The organism is Agrobacterium vitis (assembly GCF_013426735.1).
GTDB classification, from domain to species: Bacteria; Pseudomonadota; Alphaproteobacteria; order Rhizobiales; family Rhizobiaceae; genus Allorhizobium; species Allorhizobium vitis_D.
In genome coordinates this window covers 311421-336337 of the sequence record NZ_AP023274.1, presented here as the reverse complement: position 1 = coordinate 336337, position 24917 = coordinate 311421, and the positions used below count along the sequence as shown (strand labels likewise).

Here is a 24917-nt window from a genome sequence, read left to right as displayed (position 1 = left end):
CTATTTCGCGATGAATTTGAGGGGCATGCGGTCGAGGGCATGAATTGCGTTGTTGGGACGCCAGACAACCTCTCCGTCGAATTCAATGCGGTCCACTTTCGCCGCCATCACCGTGAGCAGTGTTTCGAGTTCCAGCCGCGCGATGTTCTGCCCAACGCAACCGTGGATGCCCGCCCCGAACGCCATATGTCCTACCGGCTTGCGGTCTATGCGGAAGCTTTCCGGGGCCTCCCATTTCTCTGGGTCCAGGTTAGCAGCCCCAAGGACGCAAATGATCTTGCTGCCTTCGGCGATCTTCAAACCTGCGATTTCGGTATCGACAGCGGCGGTCCGACCGAATGTGTGCACCGGAGATGTATACCGCAGAACTTCCTCGAAGCAGGGGCGTGCCAGCGAAGGGTCGGCCTTGAGCCGTTCATATTCCGCCGGATTGGATGCCAGGCACCAAAGGGCATTGCCGATCCCGGTCACGGTCGTGTCGACCCCGGCTGACAGGAACGAGCGGATCAGCAAACCGGCTTCTTCCTGCGTGATGTCTCCGGCATCCGCCGCTTCGTAAATGATCGCCCCCATGCCGTCAGGGCGCAGCCGCGAGCGGGCGCAGGCGGACATGATCCAGGGAACGATTTCGGAAATCATGGCACCAGCCTTGCGGCGCAGCGCGTTGTCCGGCCCCATGGAGTTGAAAACCATCGCGCCGTAATCCACCAGGGGACGCGGGTCGTGATCCACCATTCCGAGCGCCTCGGGAAAAACAGCGGTTGGAAAAGCCTCTGCAAGTTCCACCACCGCTTCGAAACGTCGCTTTTCCAGAAGCGCATCCACGATCTCCACGGCCTTCACGTGGAAATCCTCCTTGAATTTCGAGATGGCCTTGGGGGACAGAGCCCGCGCCATGACCTTGCGTGTGCGTGCGTGCTCCGGCGGGTCCACTTCCAGGATGATTGACGGCGGACGCCAGGGCGTGCCATAGCGGAAATCATTCTGGACTTGCCCGGAAGAAGTGGAGAGCGAATCCCTAACCTTTGATAGGATTTCGCCCTATGACGAACACGAAGAAGAATTCACCCGGCCGCCACGCCAAGTTCACAGATGCTTTCAAAGCTGAGGCTGTCCGACTTGCGCGCACCAGCGGCAGGCCGTTGCGTGCAATATCCGATGATCTTGGCGTTGGGCTCTCGACGCTTGGGAAATGGGTGAGCGCCCACAAGGAAGCCGACCTGCTTTCTGGACCACACGAAGATACTGCCAAGGAACTGGCGCGTCTTCGCAAGGAAAATGAAATTCTGCGTCAGGAGCGCGATTTATTAAAAAAAGCAGCCGCCTTCTTTGCAAAGGAAACCATGAAATGAAATTCAAGGTCATTGCGGCAGAGAAGGCCAATGTTCCTGTTCAGCGTGCCTGCACGCTTCTGGGTGTCAGTGAAAGCGGATATTACGCTTGGGACATACGCAAACCAAGCCTGCGGCAAAGGACGGACATGGTTCTTTTGGCTCATATCCGGGCTCAGTTCACCACCTCACATGAAACCTATGGAAGCCCACGCATGACGGTGGAACTGAAGGAAGACGGGGTTTGCGTCGGTCGCCACAGGGTTGCTCGCATCATGCATGACAATGGTTTGAAGGCATTGCAGAAACGCCGATTCAAGAGAACAACTGACAGCGATCACAAAGGGCCTGTTGCCCCCAATATTCTGGATCAGGACTTTGCCGCCACAGGTCCAAATCAGAAGTGGGGTGTTGACATCACCTACGTTTGGACGACGCAAGGCTGGCTCTATCTGGCCATTGTTGTCGATCTCTATTCTCGACGTATTATCGGCTGGGCCACCAGTGATCGAATGAAGCAGGACCTGGCATTGACGGCATTACGACGGGCCATAGCCATCCGCAGACCGCCGAAGGATGTCATTCACCACTCCGACCGTGGTAGTCAATATTGCGCGACCGACTACCAAAAGCTTCTGAAAGCTCACGGGTTCATCCTGTCGATGAGCGGCAAGGGCAATTGCTATGACAATTCCATGGTGGAAACCGTGTTCAAGACAATCAAGTCAGAACTGGTTTGGCGAACTGTATTCAAAACAAGGACCCAAGCTGAAATCGCCATTGGACAATACATCGACGCCTTCTATAATCCAAAAAGAAGACATTCCTCCTTGGGCTACAAATGCCCAATTCAGTTCGAGAGCATCCCTCTCAAGCTGACACCCTGAAGAAGCCTTCGCTCTCCACTTTTTTCGGGCAAGTCCATTCAGGCCAACTCCCCTTGAGGAGACGAAGCGCTCGTGGTCGGAAAAAATTTCCTTCGTCTCCTCATAGCGGCCGGATGCGAGAATGGAATATTTCGGAATATAGACCAGCGGCCCCTTCGCACGCAGCTCTGCATAATAGGCGTTCGGATCAGCGAGGACCGCCTCGTCGTAAGGATCAATATCCCAGACGGGGATGCCTTCGGCAGGTTCGAAAACGCGATGCCCTTCGATCATGTTCACAGCGATGTCCTCCTCGCGCCTTGGAGCAGCTGCCGCCGACCTTCGAGGGCGTCAATCCAGCTGTTGCTCGCCCATGGCAAGGCTATCGCGGCCGCAAAAACGGCGCGTGTAATCATGTTCATCTTGAAATCCTCCCAAAGTTCGTTGACGCCCGCCTCCTCCTCAGGCGTCAGGGCGTCACGAGTTGTGTTCGCAACTCTCTTAGTGTGCCGTTATGAGTTGTGATGTCAACCAGAAACTTGAGTGCGGGGCCCTCAATGAGTTTAATTCCGAGAGGCGCAGTGCCCCCGGCCGCTTCCGAGCTTTCGACGGTTTGTCGCGCCGATCAGTCACCAAAGGCTGGTGGTCGTTGCCTCTGACTGATGGCTCTCAAATTCTGGCCCTCCGGCTTAGCGTGGTGTGCTCGGGCACAGCCAAATCCGTCGCCATCATGTCCGAAACAGAGTTCAAAAGACCCTTCCCTTGGCGCAAACACAATTCGAATCTCATACCCAGCATCGGCGTGGTTTCGATCGCCAGATCAATATAGCGCGGCTGGCCACCATGCGTCTTGCGGCATCGGGCAGCCAAACCCGCCAGCGCTTCTGGCGCTACCCAAAGGGTTAAACTGCCACGCGGCGAAGGCCGGCTTCATATTCCGCCCAGTTCGCCACTTTCAACTTCATCTTACCGATATGCGGGCGGCGTTATGTTTGTGCGGCATGCTGAATCAATCAACCTATTTTTGATGCTGGCAGCATAGATCCAAAACATTGACATTTGGCCCGTGCGCCAATCCCGCACTTCCTGCAATCAGATCCCACAATGGCCGTGAAATCGACTTCGCTCAATGAATAGACATCGCATAAAGCAGCGCGGCCCTCTTCAAGCCGCGCCTATACCTATGGTGAAACGTTCAGGCGGCTGCGTTGATGACCAGCGTTTGCGAATTGGTATATTCGCTGAGGCCTTCAAGGGCATTTTCAATGCCGATGCCGGATTGCTTGTGACCACCAAAGGCCACATGGGGCGAGAAGCTGTGAATCTCGTTGACCCAGACGGTCCCGGCTTCAATCCGCTCGGCGATGCCGCGTGCCGCAGCAATGTCCTTGCCCCATACGGAGGCGGCAAGGCCATATTCCGTATTGTTGGCGCGATGGATCACATCATCGATATTTTTGAACTTCAGAAGCGGCAGAACTGGGCCAAAGGCTTCCTCGACAACCACACGGCTGTCCTCCGGTGGATTATCAATGATGGTCACAGGCACGAAGAAGCCCTTGCGATCCTCAACTTCACCGCCCAGCAGAAAGTGGAGGCCTTTGTCCTTTGCATCAGCCAAAAGGTTTTTCAGCTTCTCGAACTGCATACGGTTCTGAATAGGGCCGAGATCCGTTCCCTGTTCGGCACCGTCGCCAACCTTCACGGTTCTGGCATAGGCCACCAGAGCTTCCGCCAGTTCATCATAAATGTCTTCGTGGATGTAGAGCCGCTTGGCCGCGACGCAGAATTGGGCGCTGTTCTGGAAGGCCGCCCAGAATAGCTTTTCGGCGGTTTCCTTGACGTTGACATCCGGCAGCACAATGGCCGGGTCGTTGCCGCCAAGCTCCAGCGTGATCCGCTTGAGATTGCCTGAGCATGCCTCCATGATCTTGCGGCCCGTGGCCGTGGAGCCGGTGAAGCTGATTTTGCTGATGTCCTTGTGCTGCGTCAGCCAGGAGCCGAGGTCGTTGCCGCCAGAAACCACGTTAAGCACGCCCGGAGGCAGGATATCGCGGACAATCTCGCCCAGTTTCAGCGTGCACAAAGGCGTATAGGGCGAGGGTTTCAACACCATGGTGTTGCCAGCAACCAGTGCAGGCGCGATCTTCCACACGGCCAGCAGGATCGGAAAATTCCATGGCGTGATGCCGCCGACAACACCGAGCGGAACGCGCCGTGTCTCCACCGTGCGCCCATCGGTTTTCTCAGCCACATGAAGGGGCAGCTCCTGCTTGGCAATTTCCCGGCACCAGAAGGCAGAGCCGCCAACCTCCCATTCAGCCCCCTTGAACGCCTTGCCCTGTTCCCGGGTCAAAAGGCGCATAAACTCTTCCGCATGGGCCTCGATGGCATCGCCAAGGCGGGCAACAAAGGCCTGACGCTCGCTCAATGGGCGGGCAGACCATGCCGGAAAGGCTGCCTTTGCTGCCGATACGGCCGCCTCCAGCTGCTCACGGCTGGCGTCGGGGGCCTTGGCAATCACCTCTTCGGTGGCGGGGTTGAAGACCTCAAAGCTGGATGCCGCACTGACGGCCTTGCCGTCGATGGTCATCGTATAATCCCCATTGAAATTGATGGACATGATGGAACCTCCCGTTTCCAGCGCGCAAAACGCGCAAATATTGACAAATGCCGACCGCCGCTCAGGCGGGGACGTTGGCCTCTCGCAGCGAGCGGCGTAGAACTTTTCCGGTGCTGTTTTTCGGCAGATCTTCGACGAAAATCACCCGTCGCGGAATCTTGTAGGATGCCAGATGCTTGCGGCAGTGGTTGAGCAACGCCTCCTCGCTCAATGTCGTATCGCGGTGAGGCACAACGAAGGCCTGGGCAATCTCACCCTTTTCCTCATCGGCAATGCCCGCAACAGCCACCATGGCCACAGCCGGATGCATGGCAATCACCTGCTCAAGCTCTGCCGGATATACATTATAGCCAGCGGTGATGATCATGTCCTTCTTGCGATCAACCACGAAGATATAGCCATCCGCGTCGGTGCGGGCGATGTCACCGGTCGCAAGCCAGCCGTCAGGGTCTATCGCCTCAATGGTGGCAGCCTCGTTGCGCCAATAGCCCTTTGTGACCATGGCACCACGGACCAGCAATTCACCGGGTCTGCCGGGCGTGGCCTCGCGCGTTGGCTCCTCCAGATCGGCAAGACGCACCTCCAAACCCGGCATCGGCAATCCGATTGATCCGGATCGCGGGCTCCAGTAGGGCGAGTGCGTGATGGCAGGGCCTGCAACCTCGGTCATGCCCCACAATTCCAGAAGCGGGCAACCAAAGCGGCTTGTCACGGCATCAATCTTGGCAGTCGGCATGGTCTGGCCGCCAACGGTGCAGCGCGTCAGGCTTGTCAGGTCGGCGTTTGCAATGTTCGGATGGGCGAGCATCTGGTAGAACATGGTCGGCACACCCTCGAAAAGCGTGGCTTTTTCCGCGCTGATCAGCCGTAAAGCCTCGGCGGCATCGAAGCGCGGCGTGGTAATCAGCCGCGACCCGACGAGGAACGTCGCATTCATGACGATATTGCCGTAAACATGCGGAAACGGCAGAGAGGTCAGCACGGCGTCGCCATCGTGACGCACATGGATGGTGGCCGTGCCCGCAAGACTGGCAAAAAGCCCGGCATGGGTCATTGTGGCACCTTTCGGACGCCCGGTTGTGCCAGACGTATAGCCGATGGTGAAAAGATCGTCCGGGCGGCGCTCGACTGGCGGCCTATACTCTCCATCGAGAAGTGTTGTGAGTTCTTCCGCCTCCGGGGCCTCGCCAAGCGTAAAAACATGGGCTTTGGTTTGGAAGGATGCGCGGTGATCAGCAGGAACAATCAGGGCTGCGGCCTCGGAATTGTCCAGAATAAAGGCGACTTCCTCAGCGCTGAGGAGAAAATTCGCAGGCACGACCACCGCACCCAGTCTGGCAATGGCGTGATAGGCAACCACCCATTGCCAGCCGTTGGGCAAATGCAACACAATGCGATCACCTGCTTGCAGACCGCGCGCCGCAAATGCTCCGGCCATGCGCCCTGCCAGATCGTCTATGTCTTGAAAGCTGAAGGAACGCAGTCCGGGAAGGGTCAAGGCGGTCTTATTGCCAAACCGTTGAGCTGCGTTATACGCCAAATCGCTGATGCGGGATTGTTGCATTGTTCGCCCCCTCTATGCCATGGCTAGAATAGGGACGGCTCTCAGAACAAGCGCTTCGCCTTTTCCGCACACGACTGCGGCATTAAAACGGATCATGCAGGCCTCCCTGTTGCATAATTTTCTCTTTAAACCTGAAACGGCTTAAAGAGAAAATTATGCAACAAATTTAAAATGTTATAGCGACCTTTGCGCACCATGTATGGTGCGCGGCGCTATAGCAGCCGCCCGCTCCTCCAAGCGGCTGTCTTGATCTTCGCAAAAGCTACAACCGAATGAGGATCAAATCCTGCCAAAGAATTGATGCATTCGGACAACGGGAATTCTGCCACACGGGTGAGATACAGCTTTCACGGCTTATGCGATGATGTACCCTGCCTTGCCGCAACAGCGAAGGCTCTTGGGGTCTGGCCACTCCAGGACTTGAACGCACGCACAAAACTTGCCTCGGCGTCAAAGCCGCATTCGCGCGCGATTCGCTTGATCGGCCACGGCGTGGACGCCAGCAGTCGCTCTGCCAGCCGTTGGCGCGAAAGGTCTTTCAGCGCCTGAAACGATGTGCCTTCCTGCTTGATATGGCGGTGAAGGCTGCGGGTTGACAGATTGAGCTTTTCTGCCAGGTCATCGACCCCTGCTGCTGGCATGTCATTCAGCAAGCGGAGAATTTCGCGCGAGAGCAGACGGTCACGCCGATATTGAAGCACCATCAGCGGCAAGGGCCGCCGAAGCATTTGTCGCAAGGCAGCATCATCGCGCAGAACGGGCAGGCCCAGATAGGCTGCATCAAAACGCAGGCTTGCCTGATCTGCGCCAAACGACGCAGGGCCGTTGAAGAGATAGCGATAACTCTCAGCATGCGCTGGTGCGTCGAATGGAAACGCAACATCAACCAAGGGAATGCGCGTATCGCCGAGCCACGAGGCCACGCCCTGAAGATTGCGCAGCAGGCTGACCAGACAAAATTCGCGAAAAGCGCCAAGTTCGCTTTTTTCTTCGATCCGCACCTCAGCCAGATTGCGTCGCGTTTCGAGACTGAACGTCACATCCTGCGTGATGAGGTTATGATGGCGACACCAACGCGCGATGGCAATGCCCAGCGTGGCCGAGGGCAGAGATGCGCGGCACAGCATGCCATAACTTCCCCACGGCAGGCGGTGGGAAAACCAGCCAAGCGCCTCATCGTCCAGCTCGCGCATGGCGTGATCTGACAGGCGTTCGAGTTGGTCTGCGGTGATTCTGCCATCAGCATGCAGGGTGGCGGGATCAATGCCTGCCGCGAGCAGCGCTGGCTGCGCTGTCATCCTGCGCTTTTGATAGGCCAAAACAATAGCCGATGCAAAACCGGACGGCGTTCTCGCCTGCGTCATTCACCTGCCTCCCTCTGGCACTATCCATCAATTCTTTGACGGGATTTGCCCATCTTCAATCGCTAGACTGCCACAAAGTCAATAATGACCGGCGCGGCGGAAACGCTTGCGGTAGAGGAGGCCGGGCGTGAATCCATTGTCAACAAGCATCAATTCCGGCTCGGCAGAATTTCGCGCCAATGCCGAGACGATGGCGGACGCTGTCGCCGATCTCGCCTTGAAAACGGCTGAGGCGGCACTGGGTGGTGGCGAGGTGGCACGCAAGCGCCACACCGGGCGCGGCAAGCTGCTGCCCCGTGAGCGGATTGATCGCTTGCTCGATCCCGGATCGCCATTTCTCGAAATCGGTCAGCTTGCGGCCCACGGCCTTTATGATGGCGAAGCCCCGTCTGCGGGTATCGTCGCTGGCATTGGCAATGTCGAGGGCCGCCGCTGCATGGTGGTTGCCAATGACGCGACCGTAAAGGGCGGCACCTACTACCCGATGACGGTGAAGAAGCACCTGCGCGCCCAGAAAATTGCTGCGGAAAACCGTCTTCCCTGCCTTTATCTCGTGGATTCGGGCGGTGGCTATCTGCCGCTACAGGATGAGTTTTTCCCCGACGAAAATCATTTTGGCCGCATCTTCTACAATCAGGCGCAGATGTCGGCGGCTGGCATTGCACAGATCGCCGTTGTCATGGGCTCCTGCACAGCGGGTGGGGCTTATGTGCCCGCCATGAGTGATGAGACGGTGATTGTGCGCGAACAGGGCACAATTTTTCTCGCAGGTCCGCCATTGGTGAAGGCGGCAACAGGTGAGATTGTCACGGCGGAAGATCTTGGCGGTGGCGATGTGCATACCCGCATTTCCGGCGTTGCCGACCATCTGGCAGAAAATGATTCCCACGCCCTTCACATCGCCCGGCGGATCGTCTCGACATTGCCCGTGCAGGAAGACGCCGCCAACCAGTTCGACGAGCCGATTTATCCAGCCGAAGAGCTTTACGGCATCATCCCATCTGACACGCGAAAGCCTTATGACGTGCGTGAGGTGATTGCCCGTCTGGTGGACGGCTCGCGGTTTGATGAATTCAAGGCGCGCTATGGCACAACACTTGTGACGGGCTTTGCCCATCTTTATGGCATGCAGGTTGGTATCATTGCCAACAATGGCATATTGTTTGGGGAAGCGGCTCTGAAGGGGGCGCATTTTATTGAGCTTTGCGTTCAGCGCCGTATTCCGCTGCTGTTTTTGCAAAACATTACCGGCTTTATGGTTGGGCGCGCTTATGAAAATGAGGGCATTGCCAAGCACGGCGCAAAACTGGTGACGGCGGTGGCCACAGCCGCTGTTCCAAAACTCACACTCGTCATCGGCGGCAGCTTTGGTGCCGGAAACTACGGCATGTGCGGGCGCGCCTACAGCCCCCGCTTCCTGTGGATGTGGCCAAATGCGCGGATCAGCGTCATGGGTGGCGATCAGGCGGCGTCCGTTCTGGCCACACTTCGACGCGACGGCGTTGCCGCCAAAGGCGAAACATGGCCGCAGCAAGAGGAAGATGCGTTCAAAAACGGCATCCGCGCCCAATACGAACGGCAGGGCCACCCCTATTATTCGACCGCCCGTTTGTGGGATGACGGCATCATTGACCCCGCGCAAACCCGCCGGGTTCTTGGCCTTTCCCTGTCAACGGCGCTCAATGCGCCCATCGGTGAAACCCGCTTCGGCCTTTTCCGCATGTGAGATTGCCATGATCTATAAAACCCTTGATCTCGAATTGAACGGTGCGGTCGCAACGGTGTGGATGAACCGGCCAGACCTGCACAATGCCTTCGATGAGATGCTCATTGAGGACATGACGCTGGCCATCGAAGCGCTGTCTGAAAACGATAGCGTGCGCGTCCTTGTGCTGGCGGGCCGTGGGGCCAGTTTTTCCGCAGGCGCTGACCTTGCGTGGATGAAACGCCAAGGTGCTGCCAGCGTTGCGGACAATGCAGCGGATGCCGCCGCCATGGGGCGGATGTTCATGGCACTGCGCAATTGTCCCAAACCGCTGATTGCCCGCATTCAAGGCGCTGCGATTGGGGGTGGAATGGGGCTGGTGGCGGCCTGCGACATTGCCGTTGCCGCTCCCGATGCCGTGTTTGCCACTTCAGAGGTTCGCCTCGCGCTGATCCCTGCGGTTATCAGCCCGCTGGTTGCTGCTGCGATTGGGGAGCGTCAGTGCCGCCGCTATTTCCTCACCGGGGAGCGGATGGGGGTTGAGAAGGCACATGCGCTGGGCCTTGTGCACGAGATTGCCGAAAAGGATGGTCTTGACGCTGCTGTGGCGCGGATTGTTGCCGATGTGCTGAAGGGCGCACCGGGCGCAGTAACAGAGGCGAAGGCGCTGATCACGCAGATTTCCGGCCGTCGTTTCGACGAAGCATTGGTGTCTGAAATGGCAGAGCGGATTGCTGCCCGCCGAGGCACGGATGAAGCCCGCGAGGGCCTTTCGGCCTTTCTGGAAAAACGCAAACCCGGCTGGATCGCGGATCGGAAAGAAGGGTGAAGGATCAAACCATGTTTCAGAAAATCCTGATCGCCAATCGCGGCGAAATCGCCTGCCGCATCATCCGCACCGCACGACGCATGGGCATTGCCACCGTTGCCGTCTATTCGCAGGCCGACGCTGGCGCGCGCCATGTTCGGCTTGCGGATGAGGCCATTCTCATCGGCCCTGCACCGGCGCGCGAATCCTATCTTGTTGCCGAGAACATTCTTGCCGCAGCCCGTCGCACGGGTGCTGAGGCCATTCACCCCGGCTACGGCTTCCTGTCGGAGAATGAAGACTTTGCCGAGGCCTGCGCTGCCAATGGCATCGCCTTTATCGGGCCGCCCGCCGCTGCTATCCGTGCCATGGGATCAAAATCGGCTGCAAAAGAGCTGATGGGCAAGGCCGGGGTGCCGCTTGTGCCCGGCTATCACGGTGTGGACAATGATCCGGCACGGCTGCGGCGAGAGGCTGATCACATCGGCTATCCCGTATTGATCAAGGCCTCCGCAGGCGGTGGCGGCAAGGGCATGCGGCGGGTTGATCGCGCAGACGATTTTGCCGATGCGCTGGCATCCTGCCAGCGTGAAGCGCGCAATGCCTTCGGCGATGATCATGTGCTGATCGAGAAATACATTCTCAAGCCACGTCATATCGAAATTCAGATTTTTGCCGATTCGAGTGGCCACTGCATCCATCTTTATGAGCGCGATTGCTCGGTGCAGCGCCGCCACCAGAAGGTTCTGGAAGAGGCACCCGCGCCGGGAATGACCGCAGAGCGGCGCGCAGCCATGGGTGCTGCTGCCGTGACGGCGGCAAAGGCGGTTGGCTATGTCGGGGCGGGCACTGTGGAGTTCATCGTCAATAGCGATGGGTCTTTTTACTTCATGGAGATGAACACCCGCTTGCAGGTTGAGCATCCGGTTACAGAAATGGTGACCGGGCTGGACCTTGTTGAGTGGCAGCTGCGCGTTGCCGCAGGCCACCCCTTGCCCTTGCGGCAGGAGGATGTGCCGCTGATGGGGCATGCCATCGAAGCCCGCATCTATGCCGAGGATGCAGATGCAGGCTTTCTGCCGTCCATCGGCACCCTCCGACATCTGGGATTGCCAGAGCAGAATGCACATGTGCGCATCGATAGCGCCGTCGATGCAGGCGACGCGATCTCACCCCATTACGACCCGATGATCGCCAAGCTGATCGTGCATGGAGCAAACCGCAAAGAAGCGCTAGACCGCATGAGCGAAGCCCTTGGTGCCATCCAGATTGTTGGCCTGACGGCGAATATCGGCTTTCTGCACCGCCTCATAAAGACCCCGTCTTTCGCTGAGGCCGATCTCGACACCGGGCTGATTGAGCGCGAACAGGAAAGATTGTTTGCCCTATCCCCCGTGCCTGCCGGTGTCTGGTATCTGGCGGCTCTGGAGGAGCTTTTGCGAGACATTCCTGCCGAGCTTGCATCGCCTTGGGCATTGGCTGATGGCTGGCGACTGACCGGCCGGGCGGAACGCCGGATCGCGCTGTGCTGCAAAGGCGAAACGGTGACAGTCACCGCCGTTTTCTCCGGTGAGGGTTGGACTCTGGCCCTGTCCGGCACGGATGAGCCATCGACCTTTGCGCAAGGCCGTGCCAGCCAAAACGGCCCGGCAACGGCGCTTGATGTGCGGATCGGAGAGCGGCGTTACGACGCGACGATCATGATCGATGGGAACCATCGTCATGTGTTCTATACCGGGCAAACCTTTTTGGTGGAACGCTTGCCCGACCTTCAACGTGCGACCGACAGCAACAGTGGTGGCGGTGGCCTTCGCGCGCCGATGCCCGGCGCGATCATCGCGCTGCTTGCCGAACCGGGAGTCTCCTTGAAAACGGGCGAGCCATTGCTGGTTATGGAGGCGATGAAAATGGAGCACACAATTGTTGCGCCATCCGATGGCACGCTTGCCAGCTTCCATTTTGCGGTTGGCGATCAGGTGGTGGCAGGCGCAGAGCTGGTTGATTTCCAGCCCGCCGCATAAGGACAAGATCATGCACCAAACCAGCGACGACAACATCGTCATTGTCGAGGTCGGCCCAAGAGACGGTTTGCAAAACGAAGCCACTATTGTTTCGACCGATGTGAAGATCGAATTGGTGAAACGTCTGGCCAGAGCTGGCCTTGATCACATTGAAGCAACCGCTTTTGTGTCGCCAAAATGGGTTCCGCAAATGGCCGATAGTACCGATGTTATGAGGGCTTGCGCCTCGGCAGCGGAGCTTTCGCATGTCACTTTCTCTGCCCTCACGCCCAATCTCAAAGGTTTCGAGGCCGCCATTGCTGCCGGAAGCCGCGAGGTGGCGGTGTTTGCCTCTGCCTCCGAGACCTTCTCCCGGCGCAACATCAATTGCTCGATTGACAACTCCTTCACACGCTTCGAGCCGATTTTCGAGGCGGCGCGGGCTGTGGGCATTCCGGTGCGCGGCTATGTTTCCTGCGTCATTGCCTGCCCTTATGAGGGCGCGATTGATCCGCGTGCTGTCGCGCGCGTCAGTCGTCTTTTGCTGGAAAAGGGAGCACGTGAAGTCTCCCTTGGCGACACAATTGGCGTTGGAACACCTGCCAAGGTCAAGCGCATGATTGAAGCGGTGGCGACAGAGGCGCCCATCTCGGCGCTGGCAGGACATTTCCACGACACCTATGGCATGGGGATCGCCAATATTCAGGCCGCACTCGATGCGGGCATCCGTGTGTTCGACAGCTCCGTCGGTGGCCTCGGCGGCTGCCCTTATGCCGCAGGCGCGGCTGGCAATGTTGCGACAGAAGAAGTGGTCTATCTGCTGCAAGACCTCGGCCTGTGCCGTGATATAGACCTGCCCAGACTGGCTGAAACTGCCGCATGGATCAGCCACATCACCGGACGAACGGATGTCTCGCGTGTAACAAAAGCTCTGATGGGCAGTTCAAAGAGCTGACATGGCCTCAGCCAGAGAACGATGCACGGACCATCGTTGAATCCGGGCAGACCCACGCATCCATAAATTTCAGAAAAAGCGGACGTCGCGAGCCTTGTTGAACGAATGGTATCGCGAAGTTATCTATAATTACGTCTTGTGCGCTCACGCGACGATTTTTCTACTCCATCCTTCAGAAAACGTCACTCGTTAGCTCGAGTTTGATGGCATTCACAAATGGGGTCGGAACAAGAGCAGTTCAAAACCCTGCGCTAAGGTTCAACGTAGCGTGAACTGCGTTACGAATTCCCAAAAGGGTCCACCCGCGGATCGTAAACTAAAGGCGGCAACGTGCATGGTAATCCCGCCGTTTTTAACGGGGGCTTGAGCCAACAAAGTCAGTCACAGAGCCGTTAGGGAGAAGAAACCTAGTGCACTGACGCATTCACTTCGTTCATGCTGTCGTTCACCCGTCTTTTGGTTATGCATCGATCCAAACGGAGGCTTCAGCCGAGTTTGGATCGATGCACCAGTGGTCCGATTCCGACATTTGCCTCCGTCTCCAGCACCCTCGAGAGCAAATGTCGGAGTCTTAAGGACCCCACTAGAAGGTGGGCGGGGTATTAATCCAGATCAACGTGGCCTGCACGTCCGCCGGATTGCGCCAGGAATGCGGACGGCTGCTCTCAAAGTAAAAACTGTCGCCGGTCCGAAGGTCATAAAACTGGTCTCCGTCGAGAACGATTTGCAGCGCTCCCGCAAGAACGAAGATAAATTCCTCGCCCTCATGCCGGTAAGCACCTTCGCTGGACGCGCCGGGCGCCAAATCAAACCGATGGCATTCCATCTGCCGCGCCCCGGCGGCAAGCGAATGGATGGAAACACCCATCGATGTCGTCGGCCACGTCATCCACTCGCCGTCACGCACCACTGACGCGCTCTGTTGCTGGATTGGATGACCGTTCAGATCGGCAACCGTCGTGCCGAAGTGCTTGGCGAGGTCGTGAAGAACCGTGATGGAAATACCTTGAGATGTGCGCTCGAACGTCGAAAGCTGCGAGACAGAGGCTCCTGTTGCCCGGGCCACCGCGTCCAGGGTTTGGTGTGACAGCCTGCGCATTTGCCGAACTCTCGTGCCAATTGCCGCCGTGTCCGTCACCGGTTCAGCCACGTCTAACCCCTTCTGGCCTGTTTCAGGATTCCCCAGTTCCTCTTTGATGGCAGCCGGGTTCAGCCCTCTTTGGCTCCGCAACCAGGCAATCCTGGCAATGCGCTCCAGAACAGCAGAATCATAAAGCCTCTGCCCCGATGGCGTACGGGCTGGCTCGATCAGCCCCTGCTGTTCCCATAGCCTCAGAGTCGATTGCGAAACACCGGACATCCGGGCAGCCTCGGCGATTTTAAGGTGGGTGTTTTGCATCGTATTTCCAGCATGACTTAAGTGCGTTGTTTTTTCTAACGGCTGTGTGATGGGCATTGCAAGTCTACCGAAAAAATGTAGAGATTTTTCGACATTATCCTTGCAACTTCCGATAACCCCAGGCTCGAAGGTGTTTTCAATGCAGAATTCGCAACTCGCGGCACGCCGCACGAATGCCATCTCCCGCGGCGTCGGCGTGACGACCCAGATCTATGCCGAACGGGCCGAAAATGCCGAGATCTGGGATGTCGAAGGCCGCCGTTATATTGACTTTGCGGCCGGGATCGCCGTCGTGAATACCGGTCATCGCCATCCCAAGGTGATCGCTGCTGTCAAGGCGCAACTTGATTGCTTCACCCATACCTGCCATCAGGTCATCCCCTATGAGAACTATGTGCGCCTTGCCGAGCGCCTCAACCAGGCAGTGCCGGGAAATTTCGAGAAGAAGACAATTTTTGTGACGACCGGCGCCGAGGCGGTCGAGAACGCCGTCAAGATCGCCAGGGCGGCAACCAATCGCTCTGCGGTCATTGCCTTCACCGGCGCCTTCCATGGACGCACCTTCATGGGCATGACGTTGACCGGCAAGGTTACCCCCTACAAGGTCGGCTTCGGGGCGATGATGCCGGATGTCTTCCATGTCCCCTTCCCAGTCGAACTGCATGGTCAGACGGTGGAGGATTCGTTGGCTGTGCTTGACAAGCTCTTTAAGGCTGATGTCGATCCGGAGCGCGTTGCAGCCTTCATCATCGAACCCGTGCAAGGCGAAGGTGGATTTTACGAAGTACCCCGACTTTTCATGCAGAAGCTGCGCCAGATTGCCGACAAGCACGGTATCCTGCTGATCGCGGATGAAGTCCAGACAGGCTTTGCGCGCACCGGCAAGCTTTTCGCCATGGAGCATTTCGGCGTCGTTGCCGATATCACCACAATGGCCAAGGGCCTCGGCGGCGGCTTCCCCATCGCGGCGGTCACTGGCCGGGCGGACATCATGGACGCACCGGGCCCAGGTGGTCTCGGCGGCACCTATGGCGGCAATCCGATTGGCATTGCAGCCGGCAATGCCGTCCTCGATGTAATCGAGGAAGAGCAATTGGCAGATCGCGCCACGTCGCTCGGCAACCGCCTTAAGCAAAGACTTCATTCGCTATCCGATGCCGTGCCTGAGATCGCCGACATCCGCGGTCCCGGCTTCATGAACGCCGTGGAATTCAACCTGCCCGGTTCCAAGACACCGAATGCCGATTTCACCAACAAGGTGCGGACCATGGCCCTGGAAAAAGGGCTGATTCTTCTGACCTGCGGTGTGTATGGCAATGTCATCCGCTTTTTGGCGCCCCTGACGATCGACGAGAAAACCTTCAGCGAAGCGCTCGATATCCTTGAAGAGACATTGCGCGCCTGCTCCAGGGATAGTTGACGCTATGATGTCCGGCAGGCGCCCGTTCAGGCCTGAGGGATCAGAGCTGGCTTGGGAAAACTGAACACCCAGCCTATTGATTTGCATGTGGCAGCTGACCGGAGATCCAAGGTCAGCTGCCAGTGCAAATCAACAGTGTCTGGGCTTGGCACAAATAATAAATAATAAAACAAGGCCGCCAGATTACAAATGAAATGCATCTTCGATGGAAAGTCTGACGCAGAACCTGTTCAATGTACTGACGAGCCGTGTTAACCGGACGCGATAGAGAGGGTGGATGCATCGGTTTTTCCGGTTTCACGTTGGGCTCAACGAAATGGCACTCGAGCACCCAACCTATCCGGCTTGTAACACTATAGCGGCCTGCCTCAATGCAGCGCTCCACCGTTCCCCAGGCCCCTGAGAAATCAGCGCGGGGACGCAGAGGAAGCGGGGACGCAGAGGAAGGAGTGGCCGACGTCGCTGGCGCGTACTCGCTCACCGCTCTCAGAAGCGAGATTGTCGTTGCCTGCGCCGTTTTCGGGATATCCGCATATCCCTCTCTGTACTGAAGTTTCCCATAACCGCGCGAGCGAAACCTGCATCCATTCGCTCCGCCACTGCCAAGGCAGCGGTGGCCTTGTTTTTGAATGGCAGGAGAGCTTCGATAACGTAAGTGTCGCCATATGCCTTGGCGACGCAAGCAATATCAAACATGTCGCGTGGTTGAAGAGAGGCGCCTCGATAGTGAACCTTCTTGACGATAATCTCGCCCGGCGTCTCAAGATCAACATTGCTCCCCCGCACCGTCACACGGGATGCCGGATTGTCGGTCAGGCTTGAGGCACAAATAAAGTTAATTTCACCAATGCCCGCAAACACGATCTTGAGCGCATGCGTCCCATCGGAAACATATTCATCTGGGTTGGCCTGCAGGGTGTAGCCTTGCGTTGTCGGATTGAGATATGGGAGGACCTGCGGATCATCGATGAAAATATCGATGTCGAAGCTTTCACGATGGCGGATCTGGAGCATGAGAGCGGTGCCTCCGCCGAACGTCCAGCTATCGAGGATTTTGAATGACGAATTCGCCTGATTGATAATCGACACGCACTGGTCGAAGAGGCTTTCCCATTGGCTCATCAGCCCAGCCCTCAAGCGGCTAGGGCGAGCGGGTATCCGGCAAGCTGCGAGAATTTTTGGGCGATCTCCGATGCAACTCCGTGATCAATGTCCATCTCATCCAGAAACTGTTGCTGGAGGTCTGCCTTCACTTCGGAATAGAATGAGAATGCGGAAGCATCAAAATTCTCAACACTCGCGAAATCGGAAATCTTGCATGCGAGTTGCGCAGCCGAAAGGTCCGTCCCGTAAGGGGCGTTCACAGTCGACAGTACCTTAAACGCAACGCTCGACATCGTTATCACCACCATTTCCAATCAACTATATAAGACCTATCCGTTAAAAACGCAAGAAACACCGCAAACGCATGGCCTTCGGGCTATCAGTTGTGCAGAAACGGGGTCGGAGCCTCACGCTAGGATATCGAACTGTGAACCGCGCAAATATTGACAGATACGATCAGAACATTTAGTGAACATTCTATGAAAAAGTCACTCAAAGAACGCCTCGCTATCCTCTCGGATGCCGCAAAATACGATGCATCTTGCGCCTCCAGCGGAACGACAAAGCGGAACGCGGCAGCCGCGGGCGGGCTGGGATCGACGGAGGGCTCCGGGATCTGCCATGCCTATGCGCCGGATGGGCGATGCATCTCTCTCCTTAAAATCCTGATGACAAATTTCTGTATTTACGACTGTGCGTATTGTATCAACCGATCGTCCAGCAACGTTGAGCGAGCAAGGTTTTCGGTCGAGGACGTCATCTGGCTGACGCTCGAATTCTATCGCCGCAATTACATCGAGGGTCTTTTTCTGTCCTCTGGCATCATCCGCTCTTCCGATTACACAATGGAGGAGATGGTCCGCATCGCCCGCGAATTGCGCACGATACATAATTTCCATGGCTACATTCATCTCAAATCTATTCCCGAGGCGTCGGCCCAACTGATTGAGGAAGCCGGGCTCTATGCTGATCGCCTTTCGATCAATATCGAATTGCCGACCGATGCGGGCATCGGGAAATTCGCACCGGAAAAGCGGCCCGACAATATTCGCCAGTCGATGGGCAATTTGCGCTTGAAGATCGAAGAAATGGCCGACCCGACCCTACAGACCAAGCGGCGAAAGAGGTTCGCGCCCGCCGGGCAAAGCACCCAGATGATCGTCGGCGCCGACGCTGCCGACGATGCGACCATCCTTGGCACCAGTGCCAGGCTCTATGGCAGCTACGGCTTGAAGCGTGTCTATTATTCCGCCTTCAGCCCGATCCCGGATTCGTCAAAAAACCTTCCGCTGATCAAGCCGCCGCTGATGCGGGAGCATCGACTGTATCAGGCAGACTGGCTCTACCGTTTCTATGGATTCGGCATCGCAGAGATCACGGCGGCACGGCCAGACGGCATGCTCGATCTCGACCTCGATCCGAAACTCGCCTGGGCGCTTGGCCATCGTGATCGATTTCCAGTCGACATCAATCTCGCCGACAAGGAAGCGCTTCTGCGTGTGCCGGGCTTCGGCACAAAGACCGTCACATCCATTCTCTCAACACGGCGGTTCAAGCGGCTGCGGCTTGAGGATATCGGGCGTCTCGGCGTGTCGCTCAAAAAAGTCCAGCCGTTCATCACTGCTGAGGGCTGGACGCCGCATCGCTTGATCGATCGTGCCGACTTGCGGGCGATGTTCATGCCAAAGCCGGAGCAATTATCGTTATTATGACTGAGACCTGCTTTCTCGAAGGCCGCGGTGATCTGCCTGAATGGCGCGAGGCCGCGCGACGGTGCTTGCAAGCTGGCATCGAACCAAAGGCAATCGACTGGCGGCTTATCGGTGATGAGCAGGGGTTGTTTGGTGCGGATGCCAGCCGATCCAAAGAGGGCAGCACGACAAGCCCGGCCGAACACACAGGTGAAACGGCACAGATGTCCGTGCCGGCAACCTTCCTTCGGCTCGCAGAAGCCGTTGTGTGTCATTCCGATCCCGGCCGCTTCGCTTTGCTTTATCGCCTTCTCTTTCGGTTGAGGCGGGAACGCCATCTTCTTGAGGTGAAGACGGATGCCGATGTGGCGCTGGCGTACCGGATGCAGAAGTCAGTGGCCCGCGATTATCATAAGATGACGGCCTTCTTGCGCTTCAAGGAAGTGCCACTGCCTGTTGGTGTTGCAGGTCGGCGGCGCTTTGTCGCCTGGTTTGAGCCTGACCACTTTATCTTAGCGCGCGTCGCGCCGTTTTTCCAGCGTCGTTTCAATGACATGGACTGGATTATTTTGACGCCCCGCGGGTCCGCCTCCTGGGATGGCCAGACACTTCTGACGTCGACCGAGCCAGCAGTAAAGCCCGATATCCGCGATGAAACCGACGGTCTCTGGCGCATATATTATGCATCCATCTTCAATCCTGCCCGCTTGAAGGTGAAGATGATGATGACGGAGATGCCAAAGAAATATTGGAAGAACCTCCCGGAGGCAGAGCTTATTCCCGGCCTGATCGCCGGGACGGAAGCCAAGCTGATCGATATGGCGCGTCGGCAAGCCAGCGAACCGCTCCTTTTCCATCATCGCCTCCAGGACGCCGCTGCGCGCGTGCCGGCAGCGCCAGTGGCCGAAGCGGACACGATAGATGCGCTGCGTCAGGACGCGCGACGCTGCAATCGATGTGATCTCTCCTGCCGGGCAACACAGACCGTGTTCGGCGAAGGGCCTGTCGATGCAAAGATCATGGTCGTTGGAGAACAGCCGGGAGACCAGGAAGATCTCGCAGGCCGGCCATTCGTCGGACCGGCGGGCCGCGTGTTCAACGAGGCTCTGGCGCAGGCAGGCCTGGACCGGCGCGCGCTCTACGTCACCAACGCGGTGAAGCACTTCAAGTATGAGCCACGGGGAAAGCGCCGCATCCATCAGCGCCCGAATATCGCAGAGGTGCAGCAATGCAGATGGTGGCTCACCCAAGAGATCGATATGGTGAAACCCAAGCTGATTGTCGCCATGGGCGCAATCGCGCTGTTTTCGCTCACGGATCGAAAGGACCGCTTGGAGGATGTCCGCAGCCGGCCAATTGTCATGGACGACACGCTACATCTATTCGTGACCGTTCATCCGTCCTACCTGCTGCGTATTCCGGACGAGTTCAAGAGAAACGAAGAACTCGCGCGTTTTCGAGAGGATATAAGCCAGATCGGTAGACTTGTTTGTTGATTTTCACTGAGAACTGCCCCGGTGGGTGCACGTCAGGCTCTCAAAACCGTTCTCAGACGCTGGCCGTGGCTCAGGCACATCTTTGCGGATGGCGGCTATGCCGGTCCGAAGCTGCGGGCCGCATTGAGCAAGGTCGCGAAGTTCACGTTGCAAATCGTCAAGCGAAGAGACAAGGCAAAAGGCTTCGAAGTCGTCCCGCGTCGCGGGGTCGTGGAGCGCACATTCGCCTGGCTGGGCCGATGCAGACGAAGGGCAAAGGATTGGGAAAAATCAATCGCTTCCGCTGAAGCCAGCGAGAGTGGATCATGAAGTGACTTCAAGACAAAACGGCATCTGCAACGCTTCGTTTCCGTCCATGATGCGATTGCCAACCTCTTCCACATCCTGCGCCACGACATACCCCAACAATCATCGCGAACTGCGCACAGCGGCGATGAACCTCTGAACGAAGATCACTCGGGCATGAGCAGTGCACGCGGCGTGCGTAACGCTTTTGCCTCGCGGCTGTCAACTTTACGACGCCGCTCCTACTAAAAAGCTCTTCCTAGTAGAGCTTGGATCGTGGCGAAGTTACAAACTGGGTCAGACTCTGCCGATAATCAACGGCTATATCCTGAGAACTTACACCTAGTACACTTTCAAGGCACGTGACATGAAGTCGATGAACAGACGTGTGCGCCGTGGCAGGAAATTGCTCTGCGGGTACATGGCATATATCGTCAGCGGTTCCATGGTCCAGTCGGAGAGCAGTTCCACCAAGCGTCCTTCCGCAAGCTCTCGGGACACATAGGGGCGCGGGATACGAGCAATGCCCATACCTGCCATGGTCAGCGATTTGATCGCCTCGCTACAATTCGATTTATGCTGAGCACGGACGCTAACATCGCAACTTTCCCCCTGAGCGGAAAAGCGCCATTTCTGGTCGCCGATATTGGCACCGTGCACCACGAGTTGATGATCCTCTAGATCCTTCGGGCTTTTGAGGCTTTGCGATTTCTGCACATAACTGGGCGCTGCGCATATGGCATAGGTCACCGAGCCGATGCAGCGCGACATCAGCGTCGAATCCTCCAGGCGTTGACTGGCCCGCACAGCCACGTCGAAATTTCCCTCAACAAGTTGCTGCCTCTCTTCGCTGAGGCAAAGATCCAGCGAACATTCGGGGTTTTCCTCATTGAACTGCGGAAGGACCGGAAGGATCAGATGCAGTCCCAATGTCACAGGCATGGTCACGCGTAAGGTCCCGCGAAGCTCTGCCCCGCTCTGGCTGGCAACTTCATCGGCTTGTTCGTGACGCCATAAAAGCTCGCTCACAATCTGGTAATATCGCGATCCTGCCTCGCTGGGCATGACACCGCGCGTGGTGCGATTGACCAAGGTCACCCCAACATGGGCCTCAAGCTCGCGAATATTCTTGCTGATCGCGGGACGCGAGAGTCCAATATTATTTCCAGCTTTAGTAAAGCTTCGAGCTTCGATAACTGCGCAAAATACTTTCAACGCGGTAAATCGATCCATTAGCGCATTCCTTGAAAATCTTTATTTTTAAATACAACCGAAAATTTGTTGTGCAATACCACATTTCTTAGAGGCAGCCTCAAAAAGAGGTGGGTGATTTCAAGAGGTAATGCTTCCTTCGGATTTGCGAAGATTCGATGGAGTTCACAATGGCCTGGACAGAAATCACCCGTCGGCACTATGCCCGGCGGACGTCACGCTATGCAAGCGACATGACAGATCGGGAATGGGCACTGGTTGCGCCTTTTCTACCGCCCCCCCCGCCGCCTGGGTCGCCCTCGCACCACTGATTTGCGCGAAGTCGTCAACGCTTTGCTTTACATCGCCATGACCGGCTGCCAGTGGCGCATGCTGCCGAAGGATTTTCCACCCTGCTCGACCGTCCAGCGCTATTTCTATGAATGGCGGGCGTTGGGGCTCTGGCCACGTATCAATCATCGGCTGGTGATGGAGGCCCGCGAGTTGGAGGGCAAGGAGGCAAGTCCGACGGCCGGTGTGATCGATAGTCAGAGCGTCAAAACCACGGAAAGCGGCGGCATCCGGGGCTATGATGCGGGCAAGCGGACCAAAGGCCGCAAGCGCCACATCATTGTCGATACGCTCGGCCTGATGGTCGGCCTCATTGTGCATGGTGCCGATGTCCAGGATCGCGACGGTGCTCCCGATCTCCTGAAATCCATCCGCCACAGGTGGCCATGGTTGCTGCACGTCTTCGCCGATGGCGGCTATGCGGGTGATAAGTTGAAGCGGCGACTGAAGAAGATCGGGCGCTGGACGATTGAGATCATCAAGCGCTCCGACAAGGCGAAAGGCTTTGAGGTTCTGCCGCGTCGATGGGTGGTCGAGCGGACCTTCGCCTGGCTCGGCAGATGCCGAAGACTGGCAAAGGATGTCGAAAAATCCATTGCCTCTTCAGAAGCCTGGATCATGATCGCCCACAGTCGCCTCATAACCAGACGGCTCGCAAGGTATCGATATCCTTGAGGGCTTTTCGAGTCAGACCCTAATTCCAATCCGCGGAGGAGCATTACATATCTTTATGGCGAATACACTGACGAATTCCTCACCCAGGTTGTTGGGCGTTGGAGCGAAACTGTACTTCAAAATACATTTCGTGAAGGGAGTTGGTGCACAGGCCATATTTCAACGTTCTGCATCTATGCGACAAGGATCAAAAATAGCTTGATTGATCCCACACCCAGCATGCTGCACAAACATTACGCCGCCCGCCGCCATCACATCGATAAGATGAAGTTCAAGGTAACGAACTGGGCGGACTGTGAGGCAGGGCTTCGCTGTCGTGGCAGCTTGACCCTTTGGATGACGCCGGAGGCGCTGGCGGGCTGGGCAGCTCCACGTCGCGAGACACCTGGTGGCCAGCCACTCTATTCGGATATGGCGATCGAAACGACGCTGATGCTGGATATGGTGTTCGGATTACGGTTGCGCCAGAGCGAAGGGCTTCTGAGTTCGGTGCTTGATATGATGCGATTGGATTTGCCTGTGCCCGATACCACCACGCTGAGTAGGAAGGCCAGAACATGGAGGCCATCTGACAGAAGCAACGACCGTCAGCCTGTTGCGGACGGAACCATTCATGTGCTGGTGCGACAGCACTGGGCTGAAGATCTATGGTGCGGGCCAATGGCTGGAAGAAAAGCGTGACGCAACGTCCCGGCGTGGCTGGCGAAAACTGCATCTGGCTGTTGATGCCGACAGTGGCGAGATCATTGCCCATAGCCTGATAGATCAGGAGACCGGCGATGCCTCGCAGCTGGAGCCGTTACTGGATCAGATCGAAGATGAAATCGACCAATTCAACGCCGATGGACCTTATGATGGTACTCAAATCTACGACGCTGTTCTTCGTCACAGCCAGGCGCAAGGGTCGTCATTCCACCACGCTCGAACGCGATTGAACGGCCCAACGCCCACGCATGCTGGCAGAGAGATGGTCACATAGCATCCATCCAGATCGATGGTCGGCTGATGGCAGACGTCCACCGGCTATAGCAAACGGGCCATTGTTGAACCAGAGATCGGCCGATACAAGGGTATCATCGGGCTGCGTATGCGTGCTCGTTCACTCTTTGCGCAGCAGACAGAATCTGCGATCGGCGTCGCCATTTTGAACCGAATGCTTGCCTGCGGACGCCCGAAATTGGCTCAACGCCAAGCCTCGGCGGGAGCAATTAAATAAGTGACGCATCAAAGACCGAATGATCACCTGTCGCTGCACAAACGCCATACGACAACGCTAACCTGCATTGGAACTTCAATCCTTTTCTATGCCCATATTTCCCGGCAAGTTACGAAATTTAACAGGTAAATCTGCCTTCATATTATCGGGCACCACATACAGTTCCATATTCTCCCGCGACAATTCCCAATGCTGGAAAACGAGATCAACCACAGCATTTTCATCATGGCTTTTAATGGATGCAATAAAGCCATCATGATGTTGGGTTGCCAACCGAAGACGCTGCTGCATGTCATCATTTCGCGGACGGAAGAAGGTTTGCCCTATCCGGGCATGGTCCACGAGAAGACGTCTTAAGCTCGGTTGCAGGTAAACGTTACCGGACATTTCGCCCATGATGGCGTGGAATCTATTATTCTCCAGAACCATCGCCAGGGTGTCAGCGTTGTGGCTAGCGGCACGAAATCGTTCCTGTGTGTCACTCAGCTCGGACAGTTGCTTGGGTTTGAAATTTTGAACCGCCAGCCGACCGATGGCCGCGTATATCATCGGCGCGACGAGGAAGAAGTGACGCAGCGTCGAATGGTTCAAGGGAGCGACCCGAGCGCCTCTGTTTTCTCGAATGTCGATATAGCCTTCACCCGCAAGACGGCGGAAAATGTCACGCACAGGTGTGCGAGACAGTCCATATTTCTCGCTGATGCTGACTTCGTCCAGATCCTCGTCCGGATCGAGTTCCATCGTCAGAATTTGGCGTTTGAGATCGTCGTAGAGACTGCTCTTCCCGACTTTCATTTCACATCCTCGTCACACGTAAGGTCATTGCAATTCAATCGCTTTGCGACCATTCGGGAGATCAATCAGCGTCCGCCT

At 56.9% G+C, this 24917-nt stretch carries 18 protein-coding genes and 4 pseudogenes; 12 read left to right on the top strand and 10 right to left on the bottom strand.

Annotation, left to right across the window (positions count from 1 at the left end; genetic code table 11):
• A complete protein-coding gene (locus tag H1Y61_RS23690; protein ID WP_235680971.1) occupies window positions 1-897 on the bottom strand; it encodes a cytochrome P450 in 897 nt (298 codons plus the stop codon).
• Window positions 898-1043: 146 nt separating this feature from the next.
• On the opposite strand from H1Y61_RS23690, the gene H1Y61_RS23685 reads away from it, so the two are divergent.
• Window positions 1044-2218, top strand: a protein-coding gene (locus tag H1Y61_RS23685) for an IS3 family transposase (protein ID WP_235680773.1) whose coding sequence is annotated in 2 segments (ribosomal slippage) — window positions 1044-1320 and window positions 1320-2218 — 1176 coding nt in all. Because the reading frame shifts where the segments join, the coding sequence is not laid out codon by codon here.
• Window positions 2219-2872: 654 nt separating this feature from the next.
• Here H1Y61_RS23685 and H1Y61_RS23680 read toward each other — a convergent pair.
• From H1Y61_RS23680 to H1Y61_RS23665, 4 genes and pseudogenes are all read right to left on the bottom strand, one after another.
• Window positions 2873-3200: pseudogene (locus H1Y61_RS23680) on the bottom strand (transposase); the annotation flags it as partial.
• A gap of 192 nt (window positions 3201-3392) precedes the next feature.
• The gene (locus H1Y61_RS23675) at window positions 3393-4820 is read right to left on the bottom strand and encodes an aldehyde dehydrogenase family protein (RefSeq protein ID WP_180575320.1); all 1428 of its coding nucleotides are present in this window, start codon (window positions 4818-4820) and stop codon (window positions 3393-3395) included.
• Between the two features lie 61 nt (window positions 4821-4881).
• On the bottom strand, window positions 4882-6384 hold the full coding sequence (locus H1Y61_RS23670) for an AMP-binding protein (protein ID WP_180575319.1): 1503 nt from the start codon (window positions 6382-6384) through the stop codon (window positions 4882-4884).
• Window positions 6385-6731: 347 nt separating this feature from the next.
• Window positions 6732-7748: an AraC family transcriptional regulator gene (locus H1Y61_RS23665; RefSeq protein WP_180575318.1), complete on the bottom strand. Its 1017-nt coding sequence runs from the start codon at window positions 7746-7748 to the stop codon at window positions 6732-6734.
• 127 nt (window positions 7749-7875) lie between these two features.
• Here H1Y61_RS23665 and H1Y61_RS23660 point away from each other — a divergent pair, with 127 nt between their 5' ends.
• Genes H1Y61_RS23660 through H1Y61_RS23645 form a run of 4 tightly spaced genes read left to right on the top strand, consistent with a single transcriptional unit; the run spans window position 7876 to window position 13216 of the window.
• Window positions 7876-9474, top strand: a complete 1599-nt coding sequence (locus H1Y61_RS23660; protein WP_174113743.1) for a carboxyl transferase domain-containing protein — start codon at window positions 7876-7878, stop codon at window positions 9472-9474.
• A 7-nt stretch (window positions 9475-9481) separates the two neighbouring features.
• Window positions 9482-10282: an enoyl-CoA hydratase-related protein gene (locus H1Y61_RS23655; protein ID WP_180575317.1), complete on the top strand. Its 801-nt coding sequence runs from the start codon at window positions 9482-9484 to the stop codon at window positions 10280-10282.
• A gap of 11 nt (window positions 10283-10293) precedes the next feature.
• Window positions 10294-12282, top strand: coding sequence for an acetyl/propionyl/methylcrotonyl-CoA carboxylase subunit alpha (locus H1Y61_RS23650; protein ID WP_180575316.1), 1989 nt, complete (start codon window positions 10294-10296; stop codon window positions 12280-12282).
• 10 nt (window positions 12283-12292) lie between these two features.
• Window positions 12293-13216 (top strand): hydroxymethylglutaryl-CoA lyase, encoded by a 924-nt coding sequence (locus tag H1Y61_RS23645; RefSeq protein WP_180575315.1) that lies wholly within the window; start codon window positions 12293-12295, stop codon window positions 13214-13216.
• 583 nt (window positions 13217-13799) lie between these two features.
• On the opposite strand, the gene H1Y61_RS23640 is transcribed toward H1Y61_RS23645, so the two are convergent.
• Window positions 13800-14615 carry a MerR family transcriptional regulator gene (locus H1Y61_RS23640; protein WP_180575314.1) on the bottom strand — a complete coding sequence of 272 codons (816 nt, stop codon included), beginning with the start codon at window positions 14613-14615 and terminating at the stop codon, window positions 13800-13802.
• 139 nt (window positions 14616-14754) lie between these two features.
• On the opposite strand from H1Y61_RS23640, the gene H1Y61_RS23635 reads away from it, so the two are divergent.
• The gene (locus tag H1Y61_RS23635; RefSeq protein ID WP_180575508.1) at window positions 14755-16035 is read left to right on the top strand and encodes a 4-aminobutyrate--2-oxoglutarate transaminase; all 1281 of its coding nucleotides are present in this window, start codon (window positions 14755-14757) and stop codon (window positions 16033-16035) included.
• Window positions 16036-16521: 486 nt separating this feature from the next.
• On the opposite strand, the gene H1Y61_RS23630 is transcribed toward H1Y61_RS23635, so the two are convergent.
• Both H1Y61_RS23630 and H1Y61_RS23625 read right to left on the bottom strand, forming a co-directional pair.
• A complete protein-coding gene (locus H1Y61_RS23630; protein ID WP_235680970.1) occupies window positions 16522-17157 on the bottom strand; it encodes a nucleotidyl transferase AbiEii/AbiGii toxin family protein in 636 nt (211 codons plus the stop codon).
• A gap of 11 nt (window positions 17158-17168) precedes the next feature.
• Window positions 17169-17432: a hypothetical protein gene (locus H1Y61_RS23625; RefSeq protein ID WP_174113750.1), complete on the bottom strand. Its 264-nt coding sequence runs from the start codon at window positions 17430-17432 to the stop codon at window positions 17169-17171.
• A 186-nt stretch (window positions 17433-17618) separates the two neighbouring features.
• Here H1Y61_RS23625 and H1Y61_RS23620 point away from each other — a divergent pair, with 186 nt between their 5' ends.
• The 4 genes and pseudogenes from H1Y61_RS23620 to H1Y61_RS26785 all read left to right on the top strand — a co-directional run.
• Complete coding sequence (locus tag H1Y61_RS23620; protein ID WP_174113751.1) at window positions 17619-18851, top strand: putative DNA modification/repair radical SAM protein; 1233 nt, start codon at window positions 17619-17621, stop codon at window positions 18849-18851.
• Window positions 18848-20326: a UdgX family uracil-DNA binding protein gene (locus tag H1Y61_RS23615; protein WP_180575313.1), complete on the top strand. Its 1479-nt coding sequence runs from the start codon at window positions 18848-18850 to the stop codon at window positions 20324-20326. The genes H1Y61_RS23620 and H1Y61_RS23615 overlap by 4 nt, the downstream gene beginning before the upstream one ends.
• A gap of 24 nt (window positions 20327-20350) precedes the next feature.
• Window positions 20351-20635 (top strand): annotated as a pseudogene (locus tag H1Y61_RS23610) (transposase); the annotation flags it as partial.
• Between the two features lie 6 nt (window positions 20636-20641).
• Window positions 20642-20771 (top strand): annotated as a pseudogene (locus H1Y61_RS26785) (IS6 family transposase); the annotation flags it as partial.
• Between the two features lie 182 nt (window positions 20772-20953).
• Here the strand turns inward: H1Y61_RS26785 and H1Y61_RS23605 are convergent.
• A complete protein-coding gene (locus H1Y61_RS23605; protein WP_180575312.1) occupies window positions 20954-21844 on the bottom strand; it encodes a LysR family transcriptional regulator in 891 nt (296 codons plus the stop codon).
• Between the two features lie 149 nt (window positions 21845-21993).
• On the opposite strand from H1Y61_RS23605, the gene H1Y61_RS23600 reads away from it, so the two are divergent.
• Both H1Y61_RS23600 and H1Y61_RS23595 read left to right on the top strand, forming a co-directional pair.
• Window positions 21994-22828, top strand: a protein-coding gene (locus H1Y61_RS23600) for an IS5 family transposase (RefSeq protein WP_409364010.1) whose coding sequence is annotated in 2 segments (ribosomal slippage) — window positions 21994-22098 and window positions 22100-22828 — 834 coding nt in all. Because the reading frame shifts where the segments join, the coding sequence is not laid out codon by codon here.
• Window positions 22829-23047: 219 nt separating this feature from the next.
• Window positions 23048-24044, top strand: a pseudogene (locus tag H1Y61_RS23595) (IS5 family transposase).
• A gap of 75 nt (window positions 24045-24119) precedes the next feature.
• Here H1Y61_RS23595 and H1Y61_RS23590 read toward each other — a convergent pair.
• Window positions 24120-24839, bottom strand: a complete 720-nt coding sequence (locus tag H1Y61_RS23590; protein ID WP_174113524.1) for a GntR family transcriptional regulator — start codon at window positions 24837-24839, stop codon at window positions 24120-24122.
• Between the last annotated feature and the right edge of the window lie 78 nt (window positions 24840-24917).